This window comes from Corallococcus exercitus (assembly GCF_003611585.1).
In the GTDB taxonomy this organism is placed as follows: Bacteria; Myxococcota; Myxococcia; order Myxococcales; family Myxococcaceae; genus Corallococcus; species Corallococcus exercitus.
Map to the genome: position 1 here is coordinate 1 of NZ_RAVW01000149.1, position 21,036 is coordinate 21,036.

At 71.2% G+C, this 21,036-nt stretch carries 16 protein-coding genes, 1 pseudogene and 3 riboswitches; of the genes and pseudogenes, 4 read left to right on the top strand and 13 right to left on the bottom strand.

Annotation, left to right across the window (positions count from 1 at the left end):
- The 12 genes and pseudogenes from D7W79_RS45075 to D7W79_RS19595 form a co-directional block, all read right to left on the bottom strand.
- The coding region (locus D7W79_RS45075; protein ID WP_439099216.1) for a serine/threonine-protein kinase at positions 1–2,678 on the bottom strand (2,678 nt) is incomplete at its 3' end.
- A 178-nt stretch (positions 2,679–2,856) separates the two neighbouring features.
- Positions 2,857–4,551: an adenylate/guanylate cyclase domain-containing protein gene (locus D7W79_RS19545; protein ID WP_120526902.1), complete on the bottom strand. Its 1,695-nt coding sequence runs from the start codon at positions 4,549–4,551 to the stop codon at positions 2,857–2,859.
- Between the two features lie 154 nt (positions 4,552–4,705).
- Positions 4,706–5,248 (bottom strand): QcrA and Rieske domain-containing protein, encoded by a 543-nt coding sequence (locus D7W79_RS19550; RefSeq protein ID WP_120526903.1) that lies wholly within the window; start codon positions 5,246–5,248, stop codon positions 4,706–4,708.
- The gene (locus tag D7W79_RS19555; RefSeq protein ID WP_120526904.1) at positions 5,245–6,021 is read right to left on the bottom strand and encodes a cell surface protein; all 777 of its coding nucleotides are present in this window, start codon (positions 6,019–6,021) and stop codon (positions 5,245–5,247) included. Before D7W79_RS19555 ends, D7W79_RS19550 begins: the two co-directional genes overlap by 4 nt.
- Positions 6,021–7,355, bottom strand: coding sequence for a hypothetical protein (locus tag D7W79_RS19560; RefSeq protein ID WP_120526905.1), 1,335 nt, complete (start codon positions 7,353–7,355; stop codon positions 6,021–6,023). The genes D7W79_RS19555 and D7W79_RS19560 overlap by 1 nt, the downstream gene beginning before the upstream one ends.
- A 171-nt stretch (positions 7,356–7,526) precedes the next feature.
- A riboswitch (cobalamin riboswitch) is annotated at positions 7,527–7,686 on the bottom strand.
- A 79-nt stretch (positions 7,687–7,765) separates the two neighbouring features.
- Positions 7,766–9,166 carry a hypothetical protein gene (locus tag D7W79_RS19565; RefSeq protein WP_120526906.1) on the bottom strand — a complete coding sequence of 467 codons (1,401 nt, stop codon included), beginning with the start codon at positions 9,164–9,166 and terminating at the stop codon, positions 7,766–7,768.
- A 149-nt stretch (positions 9,167–9,315) separates the two neighbouring features.
- Positions 9,316–9,651, bottom strand: coding sequence for a hypothetical protein (locus D7W79_RS19570; protein WP_120526907.1), 336 nt, complete (start codon positions 9,649–9,651; stop codon positions 9,316–9,318).
- Between the two features lie 144 nt (positions 9,652–9,795).
- A pseudogene (locus tag D7W79_RS19575) lies at positions 9,796–10,469 on the bottom strand (cell surface protein).
- An 8-nt stretch (positions 10,470–10,477) separates the two neighbouring features.
- The gene (locus D7W79_RS19580; RefSeq protein WP_120526908.1) at positions 10,478–12,001 is read right to left on the bottom strand and encodes a hypothetical protein; all 1,524 of its coding nucleotides are present in this window, start codon (positions 11,999–12,001) and stop codon (positions 10,478–10,480) included.
- Positions 12,002–12,157: 156 nt separating this feature from the next.
- Positions 12,158–12,381, bottom strand: a riboswitch (cobalamin riboswitch).
- Between the two features lie 32 nt (positions 12,382–12,413).
- The gene (locus D7W79_RS19585) at positions 12,414–14,021 is read right to left on the bottom strand and encodes an MXAN_6577-like cysteine-rich protein (protein WP_120526909.1); all 1,608 of its coding nucleotides are present in this window, start codon (positions 14,019–14,021) and stop codon (positions 12,414–12,416) included.
- Entirely contained in the window at positions 14,002–15,990 is a 1,989-nt protein-coding gene (locus tag D7W79_RS19590; protein ID WP_120526910.1) for a TonB-dependent receptor plug domain-containing protein, read from the bottom strand. Before D7W79_RS19590 ends, D7W79_RS19585 begins: the two co-directional genes overlap by 20 nt.
- Before the next feature lie 49 nt (positions 15,991–16,039).
- A riboswitch (cobalamin riboswitch) is annotated at positions 16,040–16,280 on the bottom strand.
- Positions 16,281–16,300: 20 nt separating this feature from the next.
- Positions 16,301–16,900: a TetR/AcrR family transcriptional regulator gene (locus tag D7W79_RS19595; RefSeq protein ID WP_120526911.1), complete on the bottom strand. Its 600-nt coding sequence runs from the start codon at positions 16,898–16,900 to the stop codon at positions 16,301–16,303.
- A gap of 59 nt (positions 16,901–16,959) precedes the next feature.
- Between D7W79_RS19595 and D7W79_RS19600 the strand changes: the two genes are divergently transcribed.
- The gene (locus D7W79_RS19600) at positions 16,960–17,943 is read left to right on the top strand and encodes an aldo/keto reductase (protein WP_120526912.1); all 984 of its coding nucleotides are present in this window, start codon (positions 16,960–16,962) and stop codon (positions 17,941–17,943) included.
- 144 nt (positions 17,944–18,087) lie between these two features.
- Here D7W79_RS19600 and D7W79_RS19605 read toward each other — a convergent pair whose 3' ends face one another.
- Positions 18,088–19,269, bottom strand: a complete 1,182-nt coding sequence (locus tag D7W79_RS19605; protein ID WP_276375368.1) for a PDDEXK nuclease domain-containing protein — start codon at positions 19,267–19,269, stop codon at positions 18,088–18,090.
- A gap of 348 nt (positions 19,270–19,617) precedes the next feature.
- On the opposite strand from D7W79_RS19605, the gene D7W79_RS45080 reads away from it, so the two are divergent.
- The 3 genes from D7W79_RS45080 to D7W79_RS19620 all read left to right on the top strand — a co-directional run.
- A complete protein-coding gene (locus tag D7W79_RS45080) occupies positions 19,618–19,968 on the top strand; it encodes a hypothetical protein (protein ID WP_244221853.1) in 351 nt (116 codons plus the stop codon).
- On the top strand, positions 19,952–20,215 hold the full coding sequence (locus tag D7W79_RS19615; protein WP_244221854.1) for a ComEA family DNA-binding protein: 264 nt from the start codon (positions 19,952–19,954) through the stop codon (positions 20,213–20,215). The genes D7W79_RS45080 and D7W79_RS19615 overlap by 17 nt, the downstream gene beginning before the upstream one ends.
- A gap of 310 nt (positions 20,216–20,525) precedes the next feature.
- Positions 20,526–21,036: MarR family winged helix-turn-helix transcriptional regulator (locus D7W79_RS19620; RefSeq protein WP_244221856.1), on the top strand; the 511-nt coding region annotated here is incomplete at its 3' end.

Below are 21,036 nucleotides of genomic sequence, written 5' to 3' on the forward strand. Positions count from 1 at the left end.
GTGTTGGAGCGCGGAGGCGGCGTACCAGGCGACGAACCGCGCACGGCGCGGCGGGACCCCGTGCGGCCCCGGGCCGGACCGGTGGAGCCGGTGTCGGGCTCGCGCTTGCCGGAGGACGTCGAGGGCTCGCGCAGCGCGGCCTCGTCCAGCACCACGCGGGGCTGGGGCTCCTCGCGGCGCGGAGCGCGGGGCATGGGGATGCGCGGGTGCGTGTCCGCGTCGCCCTCGCGCGCGGCCAGGGCGTCGTCCGGATCCGCGGAGATGTACGGCTCGCTGGAGTCCACCTCCAGGGCGCGCGGATCCACCGCGACCAGCTCCTCCGACGGCCGCGTGTCCTGCATCGTGGGCCGGGGAGCCGGACCCGAGTCGAGCGGCTCGGAGTCCAGGGGGTCCTCATCGAAGTCGATGGGGCGCGAGGCTCCAGGCTGGATGGAGGGCACCTGGATGGTGGGCGCGGCGTATGCCGGCACCGGCCGGTTGCCATTCGACGGCGTCGTCACGCCGGGGCGCGAAGACGGCAACGACGGCATCGCGGCCGTGGGGCGCTGGCCTTCCGGGATGCGCGGCTCGGAGGCTCGCGCGGGTTCGGAGGCGCGGGGTGCATCGAAGCCACGGGACAAGTCAGAGGCCCGCGGCGCATCGAAGCCACGGGACGCGTCAGAGGCCCGCGGTGAATCAAAGCCGCGAGAGGACTCCGACGCGCGCACCGACTCGAAGCTCGGCAGGGGCTCCGAGGTGCGGTCCGCGTCGAACGCGGCGGGCGGCGCGGGACGGCTGCCATTCGACGGCGTCGTCACACCGGGGCGCGACGACGACAGGGATGGCATCGCGGCGGTGGGACGCTGCCCCTCCGGGATGCGGACCTCGGCGACGCGGAGCTCGGAACGGCCTCCCTCGGGGATGGGCTCCGGCCACGGGTAGTCGCTCTCGGGAAGCTCCTCGTCATCGAGGAACGGGCCGTCCGGCGGAGGCGGCGGCTCCATGAACGGCAGCGACTCACCCGACGTCTCGAACCGCGCCGCCCCGGAGTCGAAGGACGGCATCGGCGGAGGAGACACCGGCCGCGAAGCATCCGCCGGCACGACGGGCACGGGGCCATCCGCCGGCCGCACGGCCGGAATCGCCGCCATCGGCGCGGGCGGCGGCACTCCACGAGGCCCCACCGAATCCGAGAAGGGCAGCGAGGCCCCCCGTCCCGCGTCCGCGAACGGCCGAGACACCGGGGCGTCCGCCACGGGAGGCGCGTCGCGCGACGTCAGCCCCGGATCCGCGTACGGCAGCGACGTGGCGCGCGGCGCGGTGGGCTCCACCGGCGCCTCCGCGACAGGCAGCGCTTCCGCCCGGGGCGCGGTGGGCTCGCCGAGCGGCGGGGCCGGAAGCTCCGCCTCCACCGGGCGGTCCGAAGGAAGCCGGATGGCCGGCAGCCCCTCGAGGATGGTGGGCCGCTCCATCGCGTCCTGGCGGACCTCCACCGTGGGCGACGGCTCCGAGGACGCGGGGCTGGGCCGCATCTTCGCGCGAGCCGCCTCCTCCAGCGCCTCCACCGGGAACGCGGGGCGGGTGGACTCATCCACCATCACGCCGGGGCGCGTCTCACCGTCGTCGCGCGCGCCACCGCCGTCCTCGCGGCTGCGGGGCGTGGGGTGGAAGGACAGCGGCTCCACCGGCCCATCCAGACGGATGGTCTTCGCCGGCAGCGTGGGCGCCTGCATCGTCGGGCGCGGCGCGGGGCCCAGCGACTCATACGTGCCGCTGGCGCGCACATCGCGCGACGCCTCGCGCAGGGACGCCAGCAGGCGGCGCTCGGACTGGTAGTCCGAGGAGAACAGGTCGCGCATGAAGCGGCTGACGCTCTCCGGGCCCGCGCTGGTGTCGATCTCCATCAGGCACGCCTGCAGGCGCACCCGGAAGTCCTCCGCCGTCTGGAAGCGCTGGGCCGGCTCCACCGCCAGCGCCTTCGCCACCAGCTGCGACACCGCCGGCGGCGTCAGCGGCTCCACCTCACCGAGCGGCGCCACCTTCGGGTTCGCGACGGCGGACATCAGCTCGCCCGGCGGCATCGCGTCGAAGGGGTTCTTGCCGGAGATGAGCTCGTAGAGGCACAGGCCCACCGCGTACAGGTCGCTGCGGCGGTCCACCGGCTGGTGCCGGGCCTGCTCGGGCGACATGTAGAGGAACTTGCCCAGGATGATGCTGGGGTTCGTCTTCGCCGCCGACAGCCGGCTCTTGGCCAGGCCGAAGTCGATGACCTTCACCTCCCCTTCGTAGGAGATGAGGATGTTCTGCGGCGAGATGTCCCGGTGGACGAGCTTCAGCTCCTTCTCGTCCTCGTCCCGCTTGCGGTGCGCGTACGCGAGCGCGTCCAGCACCCGGCCCATCACGTAGAGCACGAACGTGAGCGGCAGCGGCGTCTGCCGGTCGCGCACGCGCGCGGCCACCTTGCGCAGGTCCTTGCCGTCCACGTACTCGAGGGCCATGTAGGCCTCGCCCTCGTGCACGCCCATGTCCAGCACCTGCGCGATGGAGCCGTGCCCCAGCCGCACCAGCGTGCGCGCCTCACCGACGAAGCGGTCGACGAAGTCCTGGTCCTCCGCGAACTGCGGGAGGATCTTCTTGATGACGCACAGCTTCTCGAAGCCCTGCGCGCCCTCCAGGCGGGCGAGGTAGATCTCCCCCATGCCGCCGGTGGCCAGGTGCGACAGGAGCGTGTACCGGCCGAAGGGCTGCGGCCGGAAGGGCCGCAATCGGGCGGGCTGGGTCGAAGAGTTCATGCGGCGCGGGGGTCCACCACGGAAAGCGCATTGAACCCCGGGCAGGGCTCCCGCTTCAACCCGTCAACCGGCCGCGCCGGCCGCCTCACCGGATACCGGGGTTGGTCAGCATGCCCATGTCCTCTTCAATCACCTCGAAAACCGCCACCTTGTCGCGGGGAGGCCGCACCACCCGCTCCCCCAGGGGCATCACGTCGAAGCGCGCCCCGGTGGCCGCCAGCAGCTTGCCCGTCATCAGCACCTGACCGGGGGCCGCGGTGGAGGCCAGCCAGCCGGCCACCCCCATGCCCTCTCCCACGGCGCTGTACTCCGTGCGCGCCTCCGTGCCGATCATCCCCACCAGCGCCTTGGTGGAGTGCAGCGCGATGCGCAGGTCGCAGCGTTCGTCTTGAGGCCGGCGGGCCATGCCCCGCTCCCAGTCCGCGCGCAGGGCCAGCGCCGCCCGCACCGCGCGGACCGCGTCGTCGCCCTTGGCGTAGGGCACGCCGAACAGCGCGCGCATGGACTCGCCGAGGAAGCCCTCCACGGTGGCCTCGAAGCTGAAGACGATGCCGCTCATGCGCGCGTGGAAGTCGTTGAGCAGCTGCGTGGCCCGCGCCGCGCCCAGCCGGCCAATCACCGCGCCGAAGTCCGCCAGTTCCGCGTGCAGCACGGTGAGGTTCTTCTCCTCCAGGCCCGGCAGCTTGCCGCCCGTGCGCTGGGCCTCGGCGGAGCGGCGCTCGGCCACCTCCGGCGAGTGGAAGCGCTCCAGGTTGCGCCGCATCCGGTCCGTGCTGGAGCCGTCGCGCACGGCGAAGCGCTGCACGCCGCTGGCCACCAGGTGGGCCACCGCGGTGCACGCGTCCAGCATCAGCTCCAGGCTGGTGTCCCCTTCCCCGGGGACGTTGACGTAGAGCACGCCCGCGAAGGGCGGCTCGGTGCCGATGGGGATGCACAGCACCCGGTTCACGCCGTACATGATGACGCTCTCGCGTCCGGCGAAGCGGCGGTCGTCCTTCACGTCGCCCACCGCCAGCGCGCGGCCCTGGCGGAGGGCCTCGTCCACGATGGCGTCCGACACGGGCACTTCACCCTTGGCCAGCCGTCCCCGGTGGCGCACCGCCGCGGGCACCAGCGGCCCGGTGGCGTGCTTGAGCAGCACCACCGCCGTCGTGGCGTCGGTGCGCTCCAGGAGCCGGTCCATCGCGGACTCCAGGAACGCGGTCAGCGTGCGCGCGGTGGCCAGCGCCTCCGCGGCGTGCACCAGCAGCACCAGCGTCTCGTACGACACGCGCGGGCTGGCCACGGCGGAGCCCGCGGGCACGGGCGAGGGGCCGGAGAACGCGTCGTCGAACGGCAGCGGCCCCACGTTGTCCAGCAGGCGCAGCACGTCCGCGTCCTTGACGTTCTTGGCCATCAGCACGGCCGGGCCCACGTCCGTGCCGTGCCCGAAGCGCACGACGCCGCCCGCGCCCAGGTCCATCATCTCCGTGGCGGCGTTCTCCACCGTGTGCGGCTGGCGCACCGCGAGGGTGTTCTCCCCCAGCGCCACGGTGTCGCCCGCGTTCAGGTGCTTGCTGCCCTGCAAGGGCGCGCCGTTCACCCGGCTGCCGTTGCGGCTGCCCAGGTCCTCGATGCGCAGCGCATCGCCCTCGACGTAGAGGCGCGCGTGCCGGCGCGACACGAGGTCACCGCCCAGCACGATGTCGTTCTCGTCGGCGCGGCCGAGGCTGGTGACGCCCTCCGGCAGGTCGTACGACGTGTCGAAGTAGCCGGGCCCGTTGATGATGATCTGCCACATCGGGCGCACGACATTACACGACCTCCCAATCTTCCGAGAGTCCGAGACGCTTTCCCGTGGAATGCGGGCGTCCGGTCGAGACCCTGGAAGCCCTCCCGCGTCGCGTCATACCCGGGGGTCCCCCCGGATGCGGGAGGGGGCCCGGGGTCGGACTTCACCTGGGGCGGTGGATGAAGAGGGCGTCACCCACGCGCAGCGTGCGGAACGCCGTCAGCGGCCGGGACGCGGGGCCCCGGACCACGCTGCCGTCCAGGCCGAAGCGCGAGCCGTGGCAGGGGCACTCCACCAGCCCCAGCGCTCCGTCCCAGGCCACCGCGCAGTCACCATGGGTGCAGGTGCGCCACACGGCCCGGTAGCAGCCGTCCGCCGCGTGCACCACCACCACGTCCAGGAGCGCGTCCGGGACGCGGACGGCGGCCTGGCCTCCCGGCTCGCGCAGGGCGGGATGGTCCGCGAGCGGGACCTCCACCCAGCCCTCCTGGGGCGTGCCGGGGACACCGGTGTCGCCGCAGGTCGCGGGCAGGGGGTCGGGCTCCACGTCCGGCGCGGGGAGCACCACGGCCTCGCGCCAGTCGCCGCCGCAGCCCAGCGCGGCCAGGGCACAGGTGCCGCGCAGGAGCGTGCACAGCACCTGGCGGCGGTCCACCCCACCCGCCTCCGTGCCGCCGGGAGGCAGGTGGGGAGCGCGCGGGCTCACGGCACGCCACCGTCCATCAACTGCCCGTTCACGACCGACAGCGCATCCAGGTCGAAGCCGCCGGACGTGCCGCCGTAGCTGTTGAGCCCCGTGTCGGTGAGGCGCACGAAGCGGGCGCGGGCAAGGCCCACGTCCGCCAGGTCGAAGCCATCCCCGCCCGCCGCGACCGGGTCGGTGGGGGACACGCCGTTGTCCGGGGTCGAGTGCACCGGATGCGTCCCGGCGCAGCCCGGGAAGCCCCCGTCCTTGTCGGTGGAGGCGCAGGGGAAGTCGAACCACGTGAGGCCGTCGTCGCTGACGGACACGTGGGCCGGCTCCGCGAAGATGTCGCCGCCCACCTTCTGGAAGGCGTTCTCGAACACGAGCAGGTCCACGCCCGGGCCGTCCACCGCGAGCAGGTCGGTGAACTCCAGGGTGATGGAGCCGCCCCGCCCCAGCGACAGCACGTCGAGCGAGCCCGAGTACTGCCCCGCCCCCACCGGAGGCCCGAGCACGACGCCCGGGAAGCGGTCCTGCCCGAAGCCGGCCGAGTCGCCGAACCGATACGCCGTCACCCGGTCCGCGAACGGATCCACCGACCGCGAGCCGGCATCGACGTCCATGCCGGCATCGGCGTCCGTCCCCGCGTCGGTCTCCGTTCCCGCATCGGGGACGCCGGCATCGGAGGTGCCGGCGTCCAGGACTTCACCGATGGGCATGGGACCGGGTTCGGAGTCGCCCGTGCACGCGCCCAGGGCCAGCAGCGCGCCGAGCGCGAGCAGCGGGCGCCTCATCACTGGCCCTGCCGGATGCGCACGAGGCGGCGGCCGTTGACGTCCGTCACGCCCACGAGCAGGTCCGAGCCCAGCGACGACAGCAGGTCCACGGCCGTGCACGCGTCCGCCGCGTTGAGCACCGGCTCGCGCGTGCCCACGCTGACGGGCTGGCCACCGCCCAGGCCCGGGGTGAGCGAGAAGCGCGACACGTCGGTGACCTCGAAGTTGAAGGAGGCACCATAGGCGCCGCGCGCCACCGCCACGCCGTTGCCGAAGCCCGCGGCGGCGTTGAAGTCCGTGCCCACGTCCACCTTCGGCTCATCCGTGAGCACCACCGGCGTGCGCGAGGCCAGCGCCTCGCCCAGCTTCGCGTTGGCCACGGCGTGGGCCACGTTCACGTACGTGTCCGGCAGCGCGTAGCCGAACACCGCGATGCCGTTGGCCGCGATGGCGGAGAAGCCGCTGGCGCCCACCTGCGCCGGGAAGCTCACCACCTTCACCGCGGCGTAGGGCTTGGCGGAGGTCACCAGCGCGTAGACGCCCTTGCCTTCCGACACCGTGTCCAGGCCGCCGCCGTTGATGAAGAACGCGTCCGTGGTGCCCACGGCGGTGTAGTTGTCCGGCGCGTTGACGTAGTCCGTCGCGTCGCGCGCGGCCGGATCCACCAGCGCGACGGAGCCCGGGGCGGGACTGCCGCTCTTCGTGTAGCCCGCGAGCAGGCGCGTGCCGTCATGGGCCAGGAAGTAGGACGGGAAGGTGCCGGCCGCGTTGGCGCGGTCCGCGGGCGCGAGCACCGTGTCGAGCGCCGCGTCGGCCAGCTTCACGTCCGGCCAGGTGCCCAGCGAGAAGACGTCGCGGCCCGTGGTCGTCTGGCGCAGCCCGAAGAGCGAGTACGTGGGACCGGGCGTGGACACCACCGCGATGACCTCCGTGGACAGGGGCGCGGACTCCGCGACGCTGAAGCCCGTCTGGAGCTGGAGCGTGCCCAGCACCGCTTCGCGAGGCAGCGGGCCGCAGGAGGCCGTGCCGCCGTCCGTGCCCGCGTCCGAGCCGGTGCCACCATCGGTGCCCGTGCCCGCATCCGTCCCCGCGTCGGTGCCGGTGCCCGCGTCGGTGTTCGTGCCGGCATCCGTGCCCGCGTCGTCCCCACCGATGGAGATTTCGACCTGGGAGCACTTCTCCTCGACGCAGGCCCAGACCTGGCCCTCCGGGGGCGTGCCCTTGTCGCGGCAGTCGAAGGCGTCCACGCACTCCTCGCCGCAGCCCGTGCCGCCCAGCACCACCGCCAGCAGGGCGCCCATCAGCGCCGCGCGCTGGCCCTTCGTGCCCATCCGCTTCATGTCGGTCCGCATCGCGTCCTCGCTCCTGGCCCTTCCGCACGGAGGCGGAAGAAGGCATTGCCCTGGCGGGAGGCGGCACGGACGCGAGGCACCGGACCGCCCGGCGCGTGTCGCGCCCTGGAGGCCTGCCTTCGCCGTCAGCTCCCCGCGGAGGTTCCGGTCTGTAACCGGGCCCTCCGTGGGGAGGACGCCGGGTCGTCGCCAGGTCTTCGGACTCGCGGGAGCGGGGTTCGTGCGAACGCCGCTCCTGCTTACCGCTGCGGGGCAGTCCCGGATTCACACCGGGTTCCCTGGAAGCCCTCACGCCCCATGGCGGGAAGGCATCGATGACGGGGCGGGACTATGGCGGCCCCGGGGCAAAGTCAATGCGCCGCGGGTTCAGCGCGGCGATCGACAGGGCGGACGCGTGGGAATGAGGACGATTACCGCGCGTCACGGATGCGGACGAGCCGCGCACCGTTCTTGTCCTGCACCTTGACCAGCAGGTCCGAACCCATGGGGATCATCGTCGAAACAAGGGTGCACTGGTTCGGGAAGACGAGGACAGGCTCGGGGGCTCCCACCGTGACGGTCGCGCCCGCATCCGTCAGCGTGAAGGCGAAGCGGGAGACATCCGTGAAGCCGAAGTCGAAGTCGGGCGGAGCGAACTCGCCGCGCAGCACCACGACGCCGTTGCCCATCGCGGAGACGGGGCCCAGGAAGCTGTCCACCTCGGGAGCATCCGCCACGGCGAACGGCGTCCCCGTGGCGAGCGCCTGCGCCATCACGGCCGGTGCCACCGCGTGGCCGTGGTAGCGATTGTCCGACTTGGACAGGTAGCTGAGCATCGCGACGCCGTTGCTGGAGACGCTGATGGCGCCACCGCCGTGGACGTTTTCGGGGAACGTGCCGACCTTGAGGGCGGTGAACGGGGAGGCGTCAGTCTTGAGTGCGTAGACGCTCCGCCCCTCGGACACGGTGTCCAGGCCATCGCTGACGGTGAGGAACACGCCGGGGGCGGCGCCCGCGTAGAGGATGTTGGGCGCGGGGAGATAGGTGGAGGCGGCCGACGTGGCGATGTCGTGGACCCCCACGCCCCCGGATGCAGGTGCAATCCCTCCGCTGGGCCGCATGTAGCCGGTGAGCAGGCGCTGGCCATCCGTCACGAGGGCGCTGGCGATCCACCCTGGGGTCGTGCCCCGATCCTCGGGAGCGAGCACGTCGAACAGCGGCGTCGCCCCCAGCTCCACCTGAGGCCAGGTCCCCAGCGAGTACACCACCGGCGCGTCGCTGGACTGCACCGAGCCCCCAATCACCGTGTAGAGCGAATACGTGGGGCCGGGCGTGACGGCGATAAGGCCAGAGTTGGCCAGGCCAGCCACCGCGGCAGACTCGCCAGCCACGTAGCCCGCCTGGAGCTGGAGCGTGCCGAGCTTCGGGTCATACGTGGCGCTCTCGCACGGGTCGGAGCCTGCGTCCGGCTCCGGCTCGGTCCCCGCGTCCGGATCCGTCCCAGCGTCCGTCTGCGTGCCCGCGTCCGTCTGCGTGCCCGCGTCCGTCTGCGTGCCCGCGTCCGTCTGCGTGCCCGCGTCCGTCTGCGTGCCCGCATCGGTATTGGTGCCCGCGTCGTCGTCACCGGTGTTGTTGTTGAGGGTGACCTGGGTGCACTTCTCCTCGACGCAGGCCCAGGCCTGGCCCGCCGGTGCCGCGCCCTGGTCACGACAGTCGAAGGCGTCCAGGCACTCCTCGCCGCAGCCCGTGCTCCCCAGCATCACCGCCAGCAGGGTGCCCAGCAGTGCCGCGCGCTGCCCCTTCGTGCCCATCCACATCCTGTTGCTTCGCATTCGCATCCTCGCGCCTTGCCCGTGAGCCTTGATGGCGCACGGGTATCGGTGGCGGGCAGGAAAGGACAGGAACGCGGAGTCACCGCAAGCGATTCGACTCGCGGGAGCGGAGAGGCATCACGGATGGGCAGGACGATGGCGACCCAGGGTCAAGGTCCACGCGGCGCGGGTTCGGCGCGGCGGTCGCGCATCAACACGTAGCGCCGCGTGCTGCCGTCCACGACGACGGTGGACACCACCCGCCAGCCTTCACCGCCCAGGCGCTGGAGCTCCACGAGGTCCTCGTCCGGGCCCTCGCGCTTGAGCAAGGTGTACTCGTACGCGGGAGCCGGAGGAGGCGCGGGCGGAGGCGGAGGCGCTTCCTTCGGTGGCGCCACCCGGGTGCGCGACGTCTGGGCCCAGACCGCCGAGGGGACGAGGAATGCGGCGGACGCGCCGAGCAGGACGCCCAGCAGCACGAGGAGGGAAGCGAGACGACGGTTCATGGAGGCGCACCCGGGGGAGGAACAGCGGGCATGTAATGCCGCCACCTCTCCCCCGGAAGCCTTGCGCGGCCCGGACTCGCCGTATGGGCACGCGAGGACGCCGGGACCGTCTGCTGGAGAACGGCCCCGGCGCTCGCGGCGCGACTACGGCAGCTGCACGCCGTTCACCACGGCGACGGCATCCAGGTCGAAGCCACCGCTGGTGCCCGCGTAGCCGTTGGCGCCCGAGTCGCGGATTCGCACGAAGCGGGCCCGGGTGAGGCCCACGTCCGCCAGGTCGAAGCCGTCCCCGCCCGCCACGGCCGGGTCGGTGGCCGAGATGCCATTGGCGGAGCTCGAGTATACGGGCGTGACGCCCGCGCAGCCCGGGTAGTTGTTCGCCACGTCCGAGGACGCGCACGGGAACTCGTGCCAGGTGACGCCGTCGTCGCTGACGGCCACCACGCCCGTCTCCGCGAACGGCTTGCCGCTGGGCTTGATGAACGCGTTCTCGAAGACAAGCAGGTCCACGCCCGGCCCATCCATCACCGCGATGTCGGTGAACTCCAGGACGATGACGCCGTTGAACCGAGCGACAGCACGTCCAGCGAGCCCGACCCCGCACCAGCACCTTGCGGAGCGCCCAGCACGATGCCCGGCAACCAGGCCTGACCGAACCCGGCGCCGGTGCCCGGCGAGAAGGACACGATGCGGTCCGCGAACGCGTCGCCCACGAGCAATTGTCCCTGGGCGGAGTCCTGCCAGTCCTCGCCACCGCACGCCACGGAGAGCAGCGCGGTGAAGCCCAGCGCGAACGACTTGGGAAGAAGGGTCTTCATGGGCGTCGTCACCGGGCCTGCGGGGCCTGCTGGATGCGCACCAGGCGCGTGCCGTTCTTGTCATCCACGCCGACGAGCAGGTCCGTGCCGAGGGAGGTCAGCCCGGTCACGCTCGTGCACTGGTCCACGTAGACGAGGACCGGCTGGCGTGCGCCGATGGTCACGGTCGCTCCGGCATCCGTCACGGTGAAGGCGAAGCGCGAGATGTCCGTGGCTGCGAAGTTGTAGTCCGGGGGAACGTAGTCGCCGCGAAGCACCGACACGCCCTCGCCGTGGCCGGAGGCGGCGACGAAGTTGGAGCCCACGTCGAGCGCGGGAGCAGCCGCCACGTCGAACGGCGTGCCGGAGGTGAGCGCCCGGGCAATGGTCGCGGGGCCCACCGCGCGGCCCTCGTTGAGGAAGGTGTCGTCGGAGAAGTAGCCGAGCATCGCGACGCCGTTGGTGGACACGGCGGTGAAGCCGCTGCCGCCCGTCTCCGGCGGGAGCGTGCCCACCTTCAGCGCGGTGAACGTGTCCGTCTTCAGCGCGTAGATGCCCAGGCCCGCGGACACCGTGCCGAGCCCACCGCCATTGACGAGGAACGCGCCCGGCACGACGCCTGCGGAGAAGTTGCTCGAAGCGGAGACGTAGGTGGGAGCGGACGGCGCGGCGCTGTCATACACGCCCACGGAGCCGGGGAAGCCCCCGCCGGACTTCGTGTAGCCGGTGAGGACGCGCTGGCCATCCGTCTCCACGAAGGGGCTGAGGAAGAGCGCGGCGGAGGGGCCCCGGTCGGCGGGAGCGGCCACGTCGAACAGCGGCGTCGCGCCCAGCGACACCTGCGGCCACGTGCCCAGCGAGTACAGCGCATGCGGCCCGGTGTAGCCCTCCGACACCACCGTGTAGAGCGAGTACGTGGGACCGGGCGTCACGCCCAGCGGCCCCGCGGCCACGGGAATCGGCGCGGACTCACCGGCCACGAAGCCCGCCTGGAGCTGGAGCGTGCCCAGCTTCGGGTCGTACGTGGCGCTCTCGCACGGATCCGTTCCGGCGTCGCTGCCTGCGTCGCTCTCCGTGCCAGCGTCCGTGTCTGTTCCTGCGTCGGTCTGCGTGCCTGCGTCAGTGCCCGTGCCCGCATCCGTGGTCGTGCCTGCGTCAGTGCCTGTGCCAGCGTCCGTGGTCGTGCCTGCGTCCGTCGTGGTACCGGCATCGGTGCTCGTGCCTGCATCCGTCGTCGTGCCTGCATCACCGCCCGTGCCCGCGTCGGTTCCCGCATCCACCGTCGAGCCGGCGTCGGTCGTCGTCCCCGCGTCGGTGCTCGTGCCGGCGTCGGTCCCGGTGCCCGCATCAGGCACGGGGTTGGACGTCAGCTCGCAACGGTTCTCGACGCAGGCGTAGCGCTGTCCCTCGGCGGGGGTGCCCTGGTCGCGGCAGTCGAAGTCATCGACGCACTCATCACCACAACCGGTGCTGGTCAGCGCCATCGCGAGGGTCGTCAGCACCCACGCGAAGCCCTGGAGTCCTCGCCCCGTCATCATCCGCTCTGTCTTCATCCGCGACTGCTCCCTTGCATCGCCCCCACGGGCGAGGTGAATCCAAGGGGCGTGGACGGAGAGCGGACCGCGAACGAGGGACACGTCAGGACACGACACGCCGCGCGAGCGGAAGACCTCCGTCACCTCCCCTCGGAGGCTCCGGTCTGGCCATGCCCGGGGGCATGGGTCGTGGCAGGTCTTCGGACTCACAGGCGCGGGAAACCCTCATCGGGTCACCCACCTACTGGCCGTCGCTTCCCAGCCCACGGAAGGGCCAGTGCTTGCGAGGACGGCGTTCGTTCCTGCTCACCGCTGCGGGGCAGTCCCGGACTCACACCGGGTTCCCTTTAAACGCCACATCGTGCGGATGCGGCGTACCAACGACGCGCGCTGGAGTATGGCGGACGGCAGGGGTTGTCAATGCACCGCTTCAAGGCACCGCGGTGATGTCGATGGCGTTGGACACCCCGCGCCGCGCATCCACCGGACACGCATCCAACGCCGGGCCCTTCGCCGCTGGCGTGGAGTTGCCGCGCCGCTCGACGAACTGGCCGTCGCGCACCTCCACCACGAACACGCGGCCCGCGTTCACGTCCGTGACGTACACGGCATTGCCCACCACCGCGAGCCGTCCGCCCACCGCGAGGTCACAGCCGTTCTCCGGCCCTCCGGTGCAGCCCGGCGACAGCGCATACGACGCCACGGGCTGGTCATCCTTCACCAGCACCAGCCCCGTGGCGCGCACGGCCTTCGCGCGGTAGCCGCCCGCCGTGTCGAACACCGCCTCGCCCAGGCAGCTCACCACCAACTGGTCGCCCACGGCCTGCACGTCGCCCGCATTGAGGCAGTCCTTCGCGCCCAGGTCGATGGCCTTCACCCCGCCATCCGTGGGGTCGATGCGCGCGAGCATCCCGGGCCCGTTGGGCAGGTAGTCATTCGCGGGGTTCAGGTTGGTGAGCGCCACGTAGACGCCCGCGTCCACCGACACCGCCGCGTACGGCAGCGCCATCGTCGTCCCACCGTCGAAGGACTTCAGGTCCAGCCCGGTGAGGGGAACGGTGTCCACGAGCCGGGGATGCTCCGGGTCGCTCACGCTGACGCGAGCCACCGCGTTGCCCTGCCGGAAGTCGGAGCCGGCCGTGCCGAACAGCGGGATGTAGAACGTGTCGCCGCGCTTCGTGATGACCTGCGGGCTGGTGTTCGCGCCCAGGTTCACCTGCCCCACCGTGCGCAATCCCAGCCCGCCGCCCTGCGCGGCCCCTTCCCGCTTGAGCACCTGGAGCGTGTTGTTCACCGAGTCGAGGACATACACATACGGAGGGTCCACGAGGATGTCATTGGGCGAAGCCGCCACCGCGCCCAGCGAGTCCTCCTCCGCCACCGTCCCCAATGCACCCGCCGGAGCCTGCGACAGCACGGAGCGCGCCGCGTCCGCCGCCAGCACCACGCCATCCCACGCCGCCAGCGCCTGCACGCCCGAGCCGAACTGCCGCCGAGGCCCCATCCGGTCCGTCCCCGCCTGGATGCCGACGAGTTGCCCGTTGGTGTAGCAGGCCGTCACGACGTCATACATGCACCGGCCCGCGTGGCAGGACTGCACGTCCGGGCACACCGCGCCGCAAGCACCGCAGTTGAGCGGATCATTCGTGAGGACGACGCAGCTGTCCCCGCATCGCTCGGCACCGGCGGAGCAGCCCTCGCGGCAGGTGCCGGACTCACACACCTGGCCGGAGGGACACGCGGAGCCGCAAGCGCCACAGTTCAGCGGATCGCTCGCGAGCGCGACGCACGCGCTCCCACAGACCTCCGTGCCCGGCTGGCAGCCACACACGCCCGCCTGACACGTCTCCCCTGCCCCGCACGAGGTGCCACACGCGCCGCAGTTAGAAGGGTCGCCCTGGAGGTCCACGCATTCTGCGCCACAGGCGCTCAGGCCGGACGTGCACAGGACCTTCTCCTCCGGGCAGCCGGTGAGGACCACCGCCGCCAGGGCCGACAGCAGCAGCGCGAGCCGCGCATCAAGGAGGGGACGCGACATGGGAGTCCTCGGAGGCAGAAGGGTCGAGCGCCACTGCGAACGTCACGTAGGCGGCGCGCCCGGGCAGCGGCATGCCGGTGTAGTCGGCGGTCCGCGCATCGAGCAGGTTCTTCACGTCGAACGACACGGTGAGGTCGGGCTTGTGCAGGAAGGTGCTGGAGGCGCCCACGCTCACCCAGGTGCGCGAAGGGAGGGACAGGCGCGCTTCGCCCACGCGGTTGATCAACTGCGCGGACTGGACGAGCACCTCCGTGCGTCCGTTGAGCCAGTCCGGCCCCACCCGCAGCCGGCCCACCCACTTGTGGCGAGGGCGATACGGCAGCTCCTTGCCGAAGTAGCGAGGGTCGCCGTAGCGGTTCTGCGTGCGGGTCCACGCATAGCTGCTGGTGGCGGTGAGCCACGCGCGAGGCCGGGCCTCCACCTCCACCTCCGCGCCCCACACGCGAGCCGCGGCGAAGTTGTAGGGCTTGGCGAGCATCGGCGGGTACAGCTCGTAAGCGATGAGGTTCTCGTACACGGCCGCGAAGCCGCCGGCCGTCACGTTCCACACGTCGTCGTGCCACAGGGCCGCGGCGTCCACGGACAGGGCGCGCTCGGGCTTGAGCTCCGGGTTGGGGAGCAGCAGGCCCTGGCGGATGTAGAGCTCCAGGAACGACGGCGCGCGGTGGGACTGGCCCACGTTGGCGCGCACGCCGAAGCCACGGCCCAGGTCCACGCTCGCGCCCAGCTTGGGCGACAGGAGCGAGTAGTGCCCCACGCGCTCCACGCGCAGCGAGGGCACCAGCTTCACGCGTTCGGAGAACAGGGACAGCTCGTCCATGGCCATGACGCTCGCGCGCCACCACGACGCGGCCTGGCCCCCCACCGCCTGCGTGACGGACTCCGAGGACCCGGCAAGGGTGACGGCGAGCGCGTTGGGTCCCAGCACCGCGCGGCCCTCCACCTCCACGCCACCCACGGTGTAGTGCTGCGCGCCGGAGTCCACGCCGGTGGTGCCGCCGGTGACGTCCAGCCAGTCGCGACGGAAGAAGCCGCGAGCACTGCCCTCGCCCGTGTCGCCGAAGGGCCGTCCCCAGCGGGCCCCCAATGACAGACGCGTCTGGTCCTGACGGCGGGACACGGTGGGGTTCTGCACGGTGCCGGCGAGCGCGCGGTCCTCCAGGGACAGCTCCGCCAGCACGTCCACGCGTCCGCCACCGTCCAGGCCGTGCCGGTACTTCAGGAGCGCGCCGCCACCGCGAGCGTCATTGCGAGTGCGCACCTCCTGCGTGAGCGGGTTGTCGTCCAGCGCGGGCAGCTCATCGACGCGGTAGCTGTAGTCCCCCTGCGAGCGGCCCCCGTGCAGCAGCACCAGCGCCTGACCGTCGAGCAGCGCGCCCGACGCGGCGACGTGGGCCATCACGGTGTCGAAGCTGCCGTAGGTGACCTCTCCGCTGGACAGCAGCCGCGACGAAGGCGCACGGGTGACGAGGTTGACCGCGCCGCCCAGCCCGCCCGCGCCGTAGCGGGCACCGGCCGCGCCGCGAAGGATCTCCATGCGCTCCAGCACCGCGACGGGGATGAGCGACAGGTCCGCGACGCCGCCCGCGCCGTTGAGCGGAATGCCATCCAGGAACACGAGCACGCCATTGGACGACGCGCCGCGAACCACGAGGCTCTTGCTCTGTCCGTAGCCGCCGGAGTCCTGCACGACAAGGCTCGCGGATCCGCCGAGCAGTTCGGCCGTGTCGCGTGCCTCGCCCGCGCGCTCGCGAGCATCGATGACGGTGATGGCGCCGGTGGGGTCGCGGCGTTGAGCGGAGTCGACGGGCGTCTGGGGGACGTCCTTGCCGATGACCTCCACGGTGGGGAGGACGAACTCAGGAAGGGCAGGCTCGTCGGGCGCAGGCGTTTCCGGCCCGGCCCGGGCCAGTCCCTGGAAGCTGAGCACCAGACCGACGACGGTCCGGGCGAGAAGCGAGCGCCACATGCTCCGCCTTCCGCTCCCTCCGACGAAGAGAGAAGGCTTGACGGCAGCACCGCTGCCGCACCCCTGGGCAGGTCTCCTGGCTGACAGGCTCCAGACGTGGGCGCACGCTGCGCCCTTCTGGAAGGAACCCTCCACCTTCCCTTCGCATCCGCTGACGCGAAAGTGGTGACAGCCGAGGCTTCCGGCCCTGGACCTCAGGGCAACCCGTTCACAGTGGCGGGACCGCGCCGGACTCGCACCGGCTTCCCTCTTGAAGGCCCGGCATGGGCACCCAAGGGCCCGGCCCTTCTAGGAGGTCACCCCAGGCCCGTCAAGGCGCGGCCCGTGCGCCATAGCGCAGTCCGTCGATGAGCAGGTCGACCATTCTCCGGGTGTAGCCCGGGCCAACCTCCGAGACGGGAATGCAGAGACTTCCTATGCCCCGCAGGAGTTCGTACGCGTCGACGTCGTTGCGCACCCGACCCGCCGCCGCCGCCGCGCCGAGCAGCGACTGGAGTGCCGGTTCCAGGTGCTCACGAAAATACGCGGGCACCGCCTGATACGCCGGATCCTGGGCATTGAGCGACGCGGCAAGCCCGCGCTTGGTTGCAATCAGGCTCGTGAACCGGTGAAGCCACCGCGTCAGCGCCTCGAATGGCTCATGCTCGCGTGCCAGTGCCTGGGCCGCGGCCGCGCATGCGTCGATCTCACGCCGGTACACGGCGGCGATCAGTTCGGCCCGCTGCGGAAAGTGCCGATACACCGTCGCGATGCCGACGCCCGCGCGGCTCGCGATCTCGCGCACGGGCGCGTCGACTCCGGATTCGGCAAACACGGCCTTCGCCGCCTCAAGCAGCGAGTCGAGGTTGCGCTGGGCATCCGCTCTGGGGGGTTTCTTCATCGCCTTGACAAACGGAACAAGGTTCCGCATTTATGGGTCAGTACCGGAACAACGTTCCGTATAACCCAGCTGCTGGAGGAGAGGAAGCCATGACCCCTACCCACCGCACGACGCAACTTGGCAGGACGGGCCCGCGGGTGTTTCCCATCGCGCTTGGCTGCATGAGCATGTCCGGTGCGTACGGGCCGACTGACGAGAACGAGAGCATCGCGACCCTCCGCGAGGCCATCGAACGCGGAGTGACGCTGCTCGATACCGCCGACTTCTACGCCAGCGGGCACAACGAACTGCTCATCCGCCGCGCCATCGAGGGCCAGCGCGACAAGGTGCAGCTGTCGGTGAAGTTCGGAGCCATGCGTGGGCCGGACGGCGCCTTCGTGGGCTTCGACGGGCGCCCCGCGGCGGTGAAGAACTTCGTCACGTACAGCCTGCGACGGCTCGGCGTCGACTACCTCGACGTCTATCGCCCCGCCCGGTTGGACCCGAACGTGCCGATTGAAGACACGGTGGGCGCGATCGCCGAGCTGGTGAAGGGCGGCTACGTGCGGAACATCGGGCTCTCCGAGGTGGGTGCCGAGACGATCCGCCGCGCGGCGAAGGTGCACCCGTTGAGCGACCTTCAAATCGAATACGCGCTCATCACGCGCGAGCCGGAGAAGACCCTCTTCCCCACGCTCGCTGAGCTCGGCATGAGCGCGACCCTGTACGGCGTGCTCTCGCGAGGGCTGCTGACGGGAGCGAAGGCCGAAGGTGCCCGCCTGCACTACCCTCGCTTTGGTGGCGAGGCGGGTCAACGCAACGCTGCGGCTGTCGCTCGTTTCCACGCGTATGCCGCCGAGCGCGGGATGACGCCCGCGCAGCTCTCCGTGGCATGGGTGCTCGCAAAGCAGCCGGCGCTCGTTCCCGTCGTCGGCGCACGCACGCGCAAGCAACTGCTCGATGTGCTCGGCGCGCTCGAGAAGCCCCTGTCGTCCGACGACGTGGCCGCCGTCGAGGCGATCCTCCCGAAAGAGGCGATCGCCGGCACCCGCTACCCCGAGCAGCAGATGAAGCTGCTCGACAGCGAGCGCTGAAACTCCTTCCGGATGACGGCCAGACCGCCCAGGACTCGCACCGGCTTCCCTCTTGAAGGCCCAGCATGGGCACTCAAGGGCCCGGCCCATCCAGGAGGTCACCCCAGGCCCGTCGGGGCGCGGCCCGTGTGGCCCCGAAGCACTTCACTTGCGCCCCTTGGGCTTCCGCTTCGGGCCTCGAGTCGCCGCGGCCGGCGTGCTCGAAGCTACGTCCACGTCGCCCCCTGCCCTGATTTCGAGCCGTGTGCGCGCGGACTCGATGGCACGGTGGAGGCGTTCCTGGAGGACCTCTCGCGGAGGCAATTCAGTCAGGTACTCAGCGACATGGATTCCGCGCGCGTCGAGGTCGAGGTATTCGACCGTCTCGCGCTTCTTGCCCGCACACAGGATGATGCCAAGCGGAGCCTGCTCGGCAGGCTGGCGTTCGTGTCTATCGAGCCACCGCAAGTAGAGCTCCATCTGACCAGAGTCCGCGGGCTTGAAATCGCCGATCTTCAGTTCGATGGCGACGAGCCTTCGCATGCGCCGATGGAAGAAGAGCAGGTCCAGGTAGTAGTCGTCGCCGTCGAGCGTGACTCGCTTCTGCCGTTCGACAAAGGCGAAGCCCACCCCAAGCTCCAGGAGAAAGCGCTCGATCTCGCGGAGGATGGCTGACTCGAGATCCTTCTCACTGTAGGTGTCGGAGAGCTCGAGGAAATCGAGCATGTATGGGTCTTGGAACACGAGCGTTGGCGCGAGTTCGCCCTTCTCGCGGAGCGCTGCGAGCTCCCCGCGAATGAGTTCCTCCGGCTTCTTGGAGAGTGCCGTGCGCTCGAAGAGCATGCTGTCGATCTTCTGGCGCAGCTCGCGCGTGCTCCATCGTTCGACGCGGCACATCTCGGCGTAGAACTCGCGCTTCAGCGGGTCGCTGAGCGGAATCAGCAGGGTGAAGTGGGTCCACCCCAATTGTCGCAGCAGTGCTGCGACAATCTCCGCGTCGGGAAACACGGTGGCGAACTGCACCATCCGGCGCAGGTTCTTCTCGCCGAAGCCGCGCCCGTAGCGGGCCTCCAATTGTCTCCCCACCGCGGAGACAATCTGGCCACCGTATTCCGCGCGCCGCCCACCGGTCACCTCGGTGAGGACGCGATGTCCCAATTGCCAGTACAGCGTCGTGAGCGTGGCGTTCGCGGTGGCCGCGACCTGCTGGCGAGCCGCCTCGATCATTGAGCTGAGGTCGTGGACGAGCATCGAAACCTCCAGGTCGCCGGGCGCGACAACAAGCAGTTTGCGCGAGCGTTCAGGCGTCCCTACGGTACTGCCTCCCTTCTTGCGCGACATCTTCATGGCGGTTCCTGGAAAGGTGTCGCGGTCAGAGGTGAAAACCCCACTGCCCCAACGCCATGCAGCACCGGTGCCGCTGCGCCCGATTCGACAGACCCCACTGCCTGATGCGAGCCCAGAAGCTCGGTGCGTTCTCGGCGGGCCGCATCTCTCACCGCGCAAGACACGCGCTGGAGCATCCACGCCCATCCCCGCGCGTGGACGCCGCGCGCACCTCCGCACGGTGCGCTGACGCGACCTCAGAGGAGCACGCCGCTGGCACGCGGACTGCTCAAGCCCCGACACGACCTCAGGCGGTCGAGCCAGCGAGGTGCCCGGGCCGTGGTGGCGCGGGATTCTGAAGGGGGAAGCGTGTCGATGCTGATGGCGGGGAAGCGGTTGGCGGTGTTCTCCATCCGCGAGGGCAAGGGCGGGAGCATCTGGGTGCGCGCGGGCAGCGCGTTCGTGAACAAGGACGGCTCGCTCAACGTGCTCCTGGACGTGCTGCCCCTGGACGGGAAGCTGCACGTGCGCGAGGCGGCGGAGAAGCGCGACACGGCGGCGGGGGGACGCTTCGCGGGCGACGGAGGGGCGGAGACGGGCGTGGGGGCCACTCGTGAAGTGGGCCTGGGCGTGGGTGTTGGGCTGCGTGCTGATGGGAGCGGGGCGTGCGGATGCCGCCAGCCCGCGCACGCAATACGTGGGGGTGGTCAACCTGAATGAAGCCACGGCGGCGGAGCTGGACCTGCTGCCAGGCGTGGGTGAGAAGGCGGCGCAGCGCATCCTCGAGCACCGCAAGAAGCGGCCCTTCGGTCGCGTCGAGGAGCTGGTCCGGGTCAAGGGCTTCGGCAAGAAGAAGTTCCTCAAGCTCAGGGCCCACCTGGCCCTCAGCGGCCCCACGACGCTCAAGGTGGAGCAGGTCCCCGCCGGGTCGCCGCCGGGAAGGGAGGGGACCGTCACGAACCCATGACAATCACAACCCTCGGTTGAGTCAGGCTCGCGAGGGCCGCCATTCCCGAGCCCCGGCATGCCCGGGGGTGGCGGCCCTTCGTTTTCCCGGGATTGACACACTCGGCCAGCTTTCTGGACTCCCACGCATCACCGCTGCCCTCCACGGCCCCCGGGCGGGCGGGCCCGTCCAGCCGCGAGCATCCCTTCCGGATTTTGCTGGAACCCCCAGGCCGACGCGCTAGGACACGCCCACCTTTGGAACACGAAAGACAGGGAGGCCGGAGTTGAAGGAGGATGCGCCCATGAAGGACACACAAGCCCCGGAGTCGATGGCAGGCCCGGACGGCAGCAAGTCCCGGGGATCGCAACAGCAACTGGGCGAGGTGCTGGAGTTCATGCGCCTCCTGTGGGCCGTGGACCATGGCCTGCAGTCCACGTCCAAGCGGATGGAGTCCACGCTGGGGCTGACCGGCCCGCAGCGGCTGGTCATCCGGCTGGTCGGACGCTTCCCGGGCATCACCGCCGGCACGCTCGCCAACATCCTCCACGTGCACCCCAGCACCCTCACCGGCGTGCTCAAGCGCCTGGAGAAGCGGGGCCTGCTGGAGCGCAAGTCGGATCCGCTCGACGGCCGCAAGGCCCTCTTCGCGCTCACCGACGCCGGCCGCGCGCTGGACATCCCGTCGGAGGGCACCGTGGAGTCCGCCGTGCAGCGCGTGCTCGCCCGCATGCCCCGCGACCGCATCGTCTTCACCCAGGAAGTGCTCACCGCGCTCGCCGAGGAGCTGGGCGGTCTCTCCGCGCCCCTGGAGGACGCTGTGGCGTCCCCCCGCTCCCCTC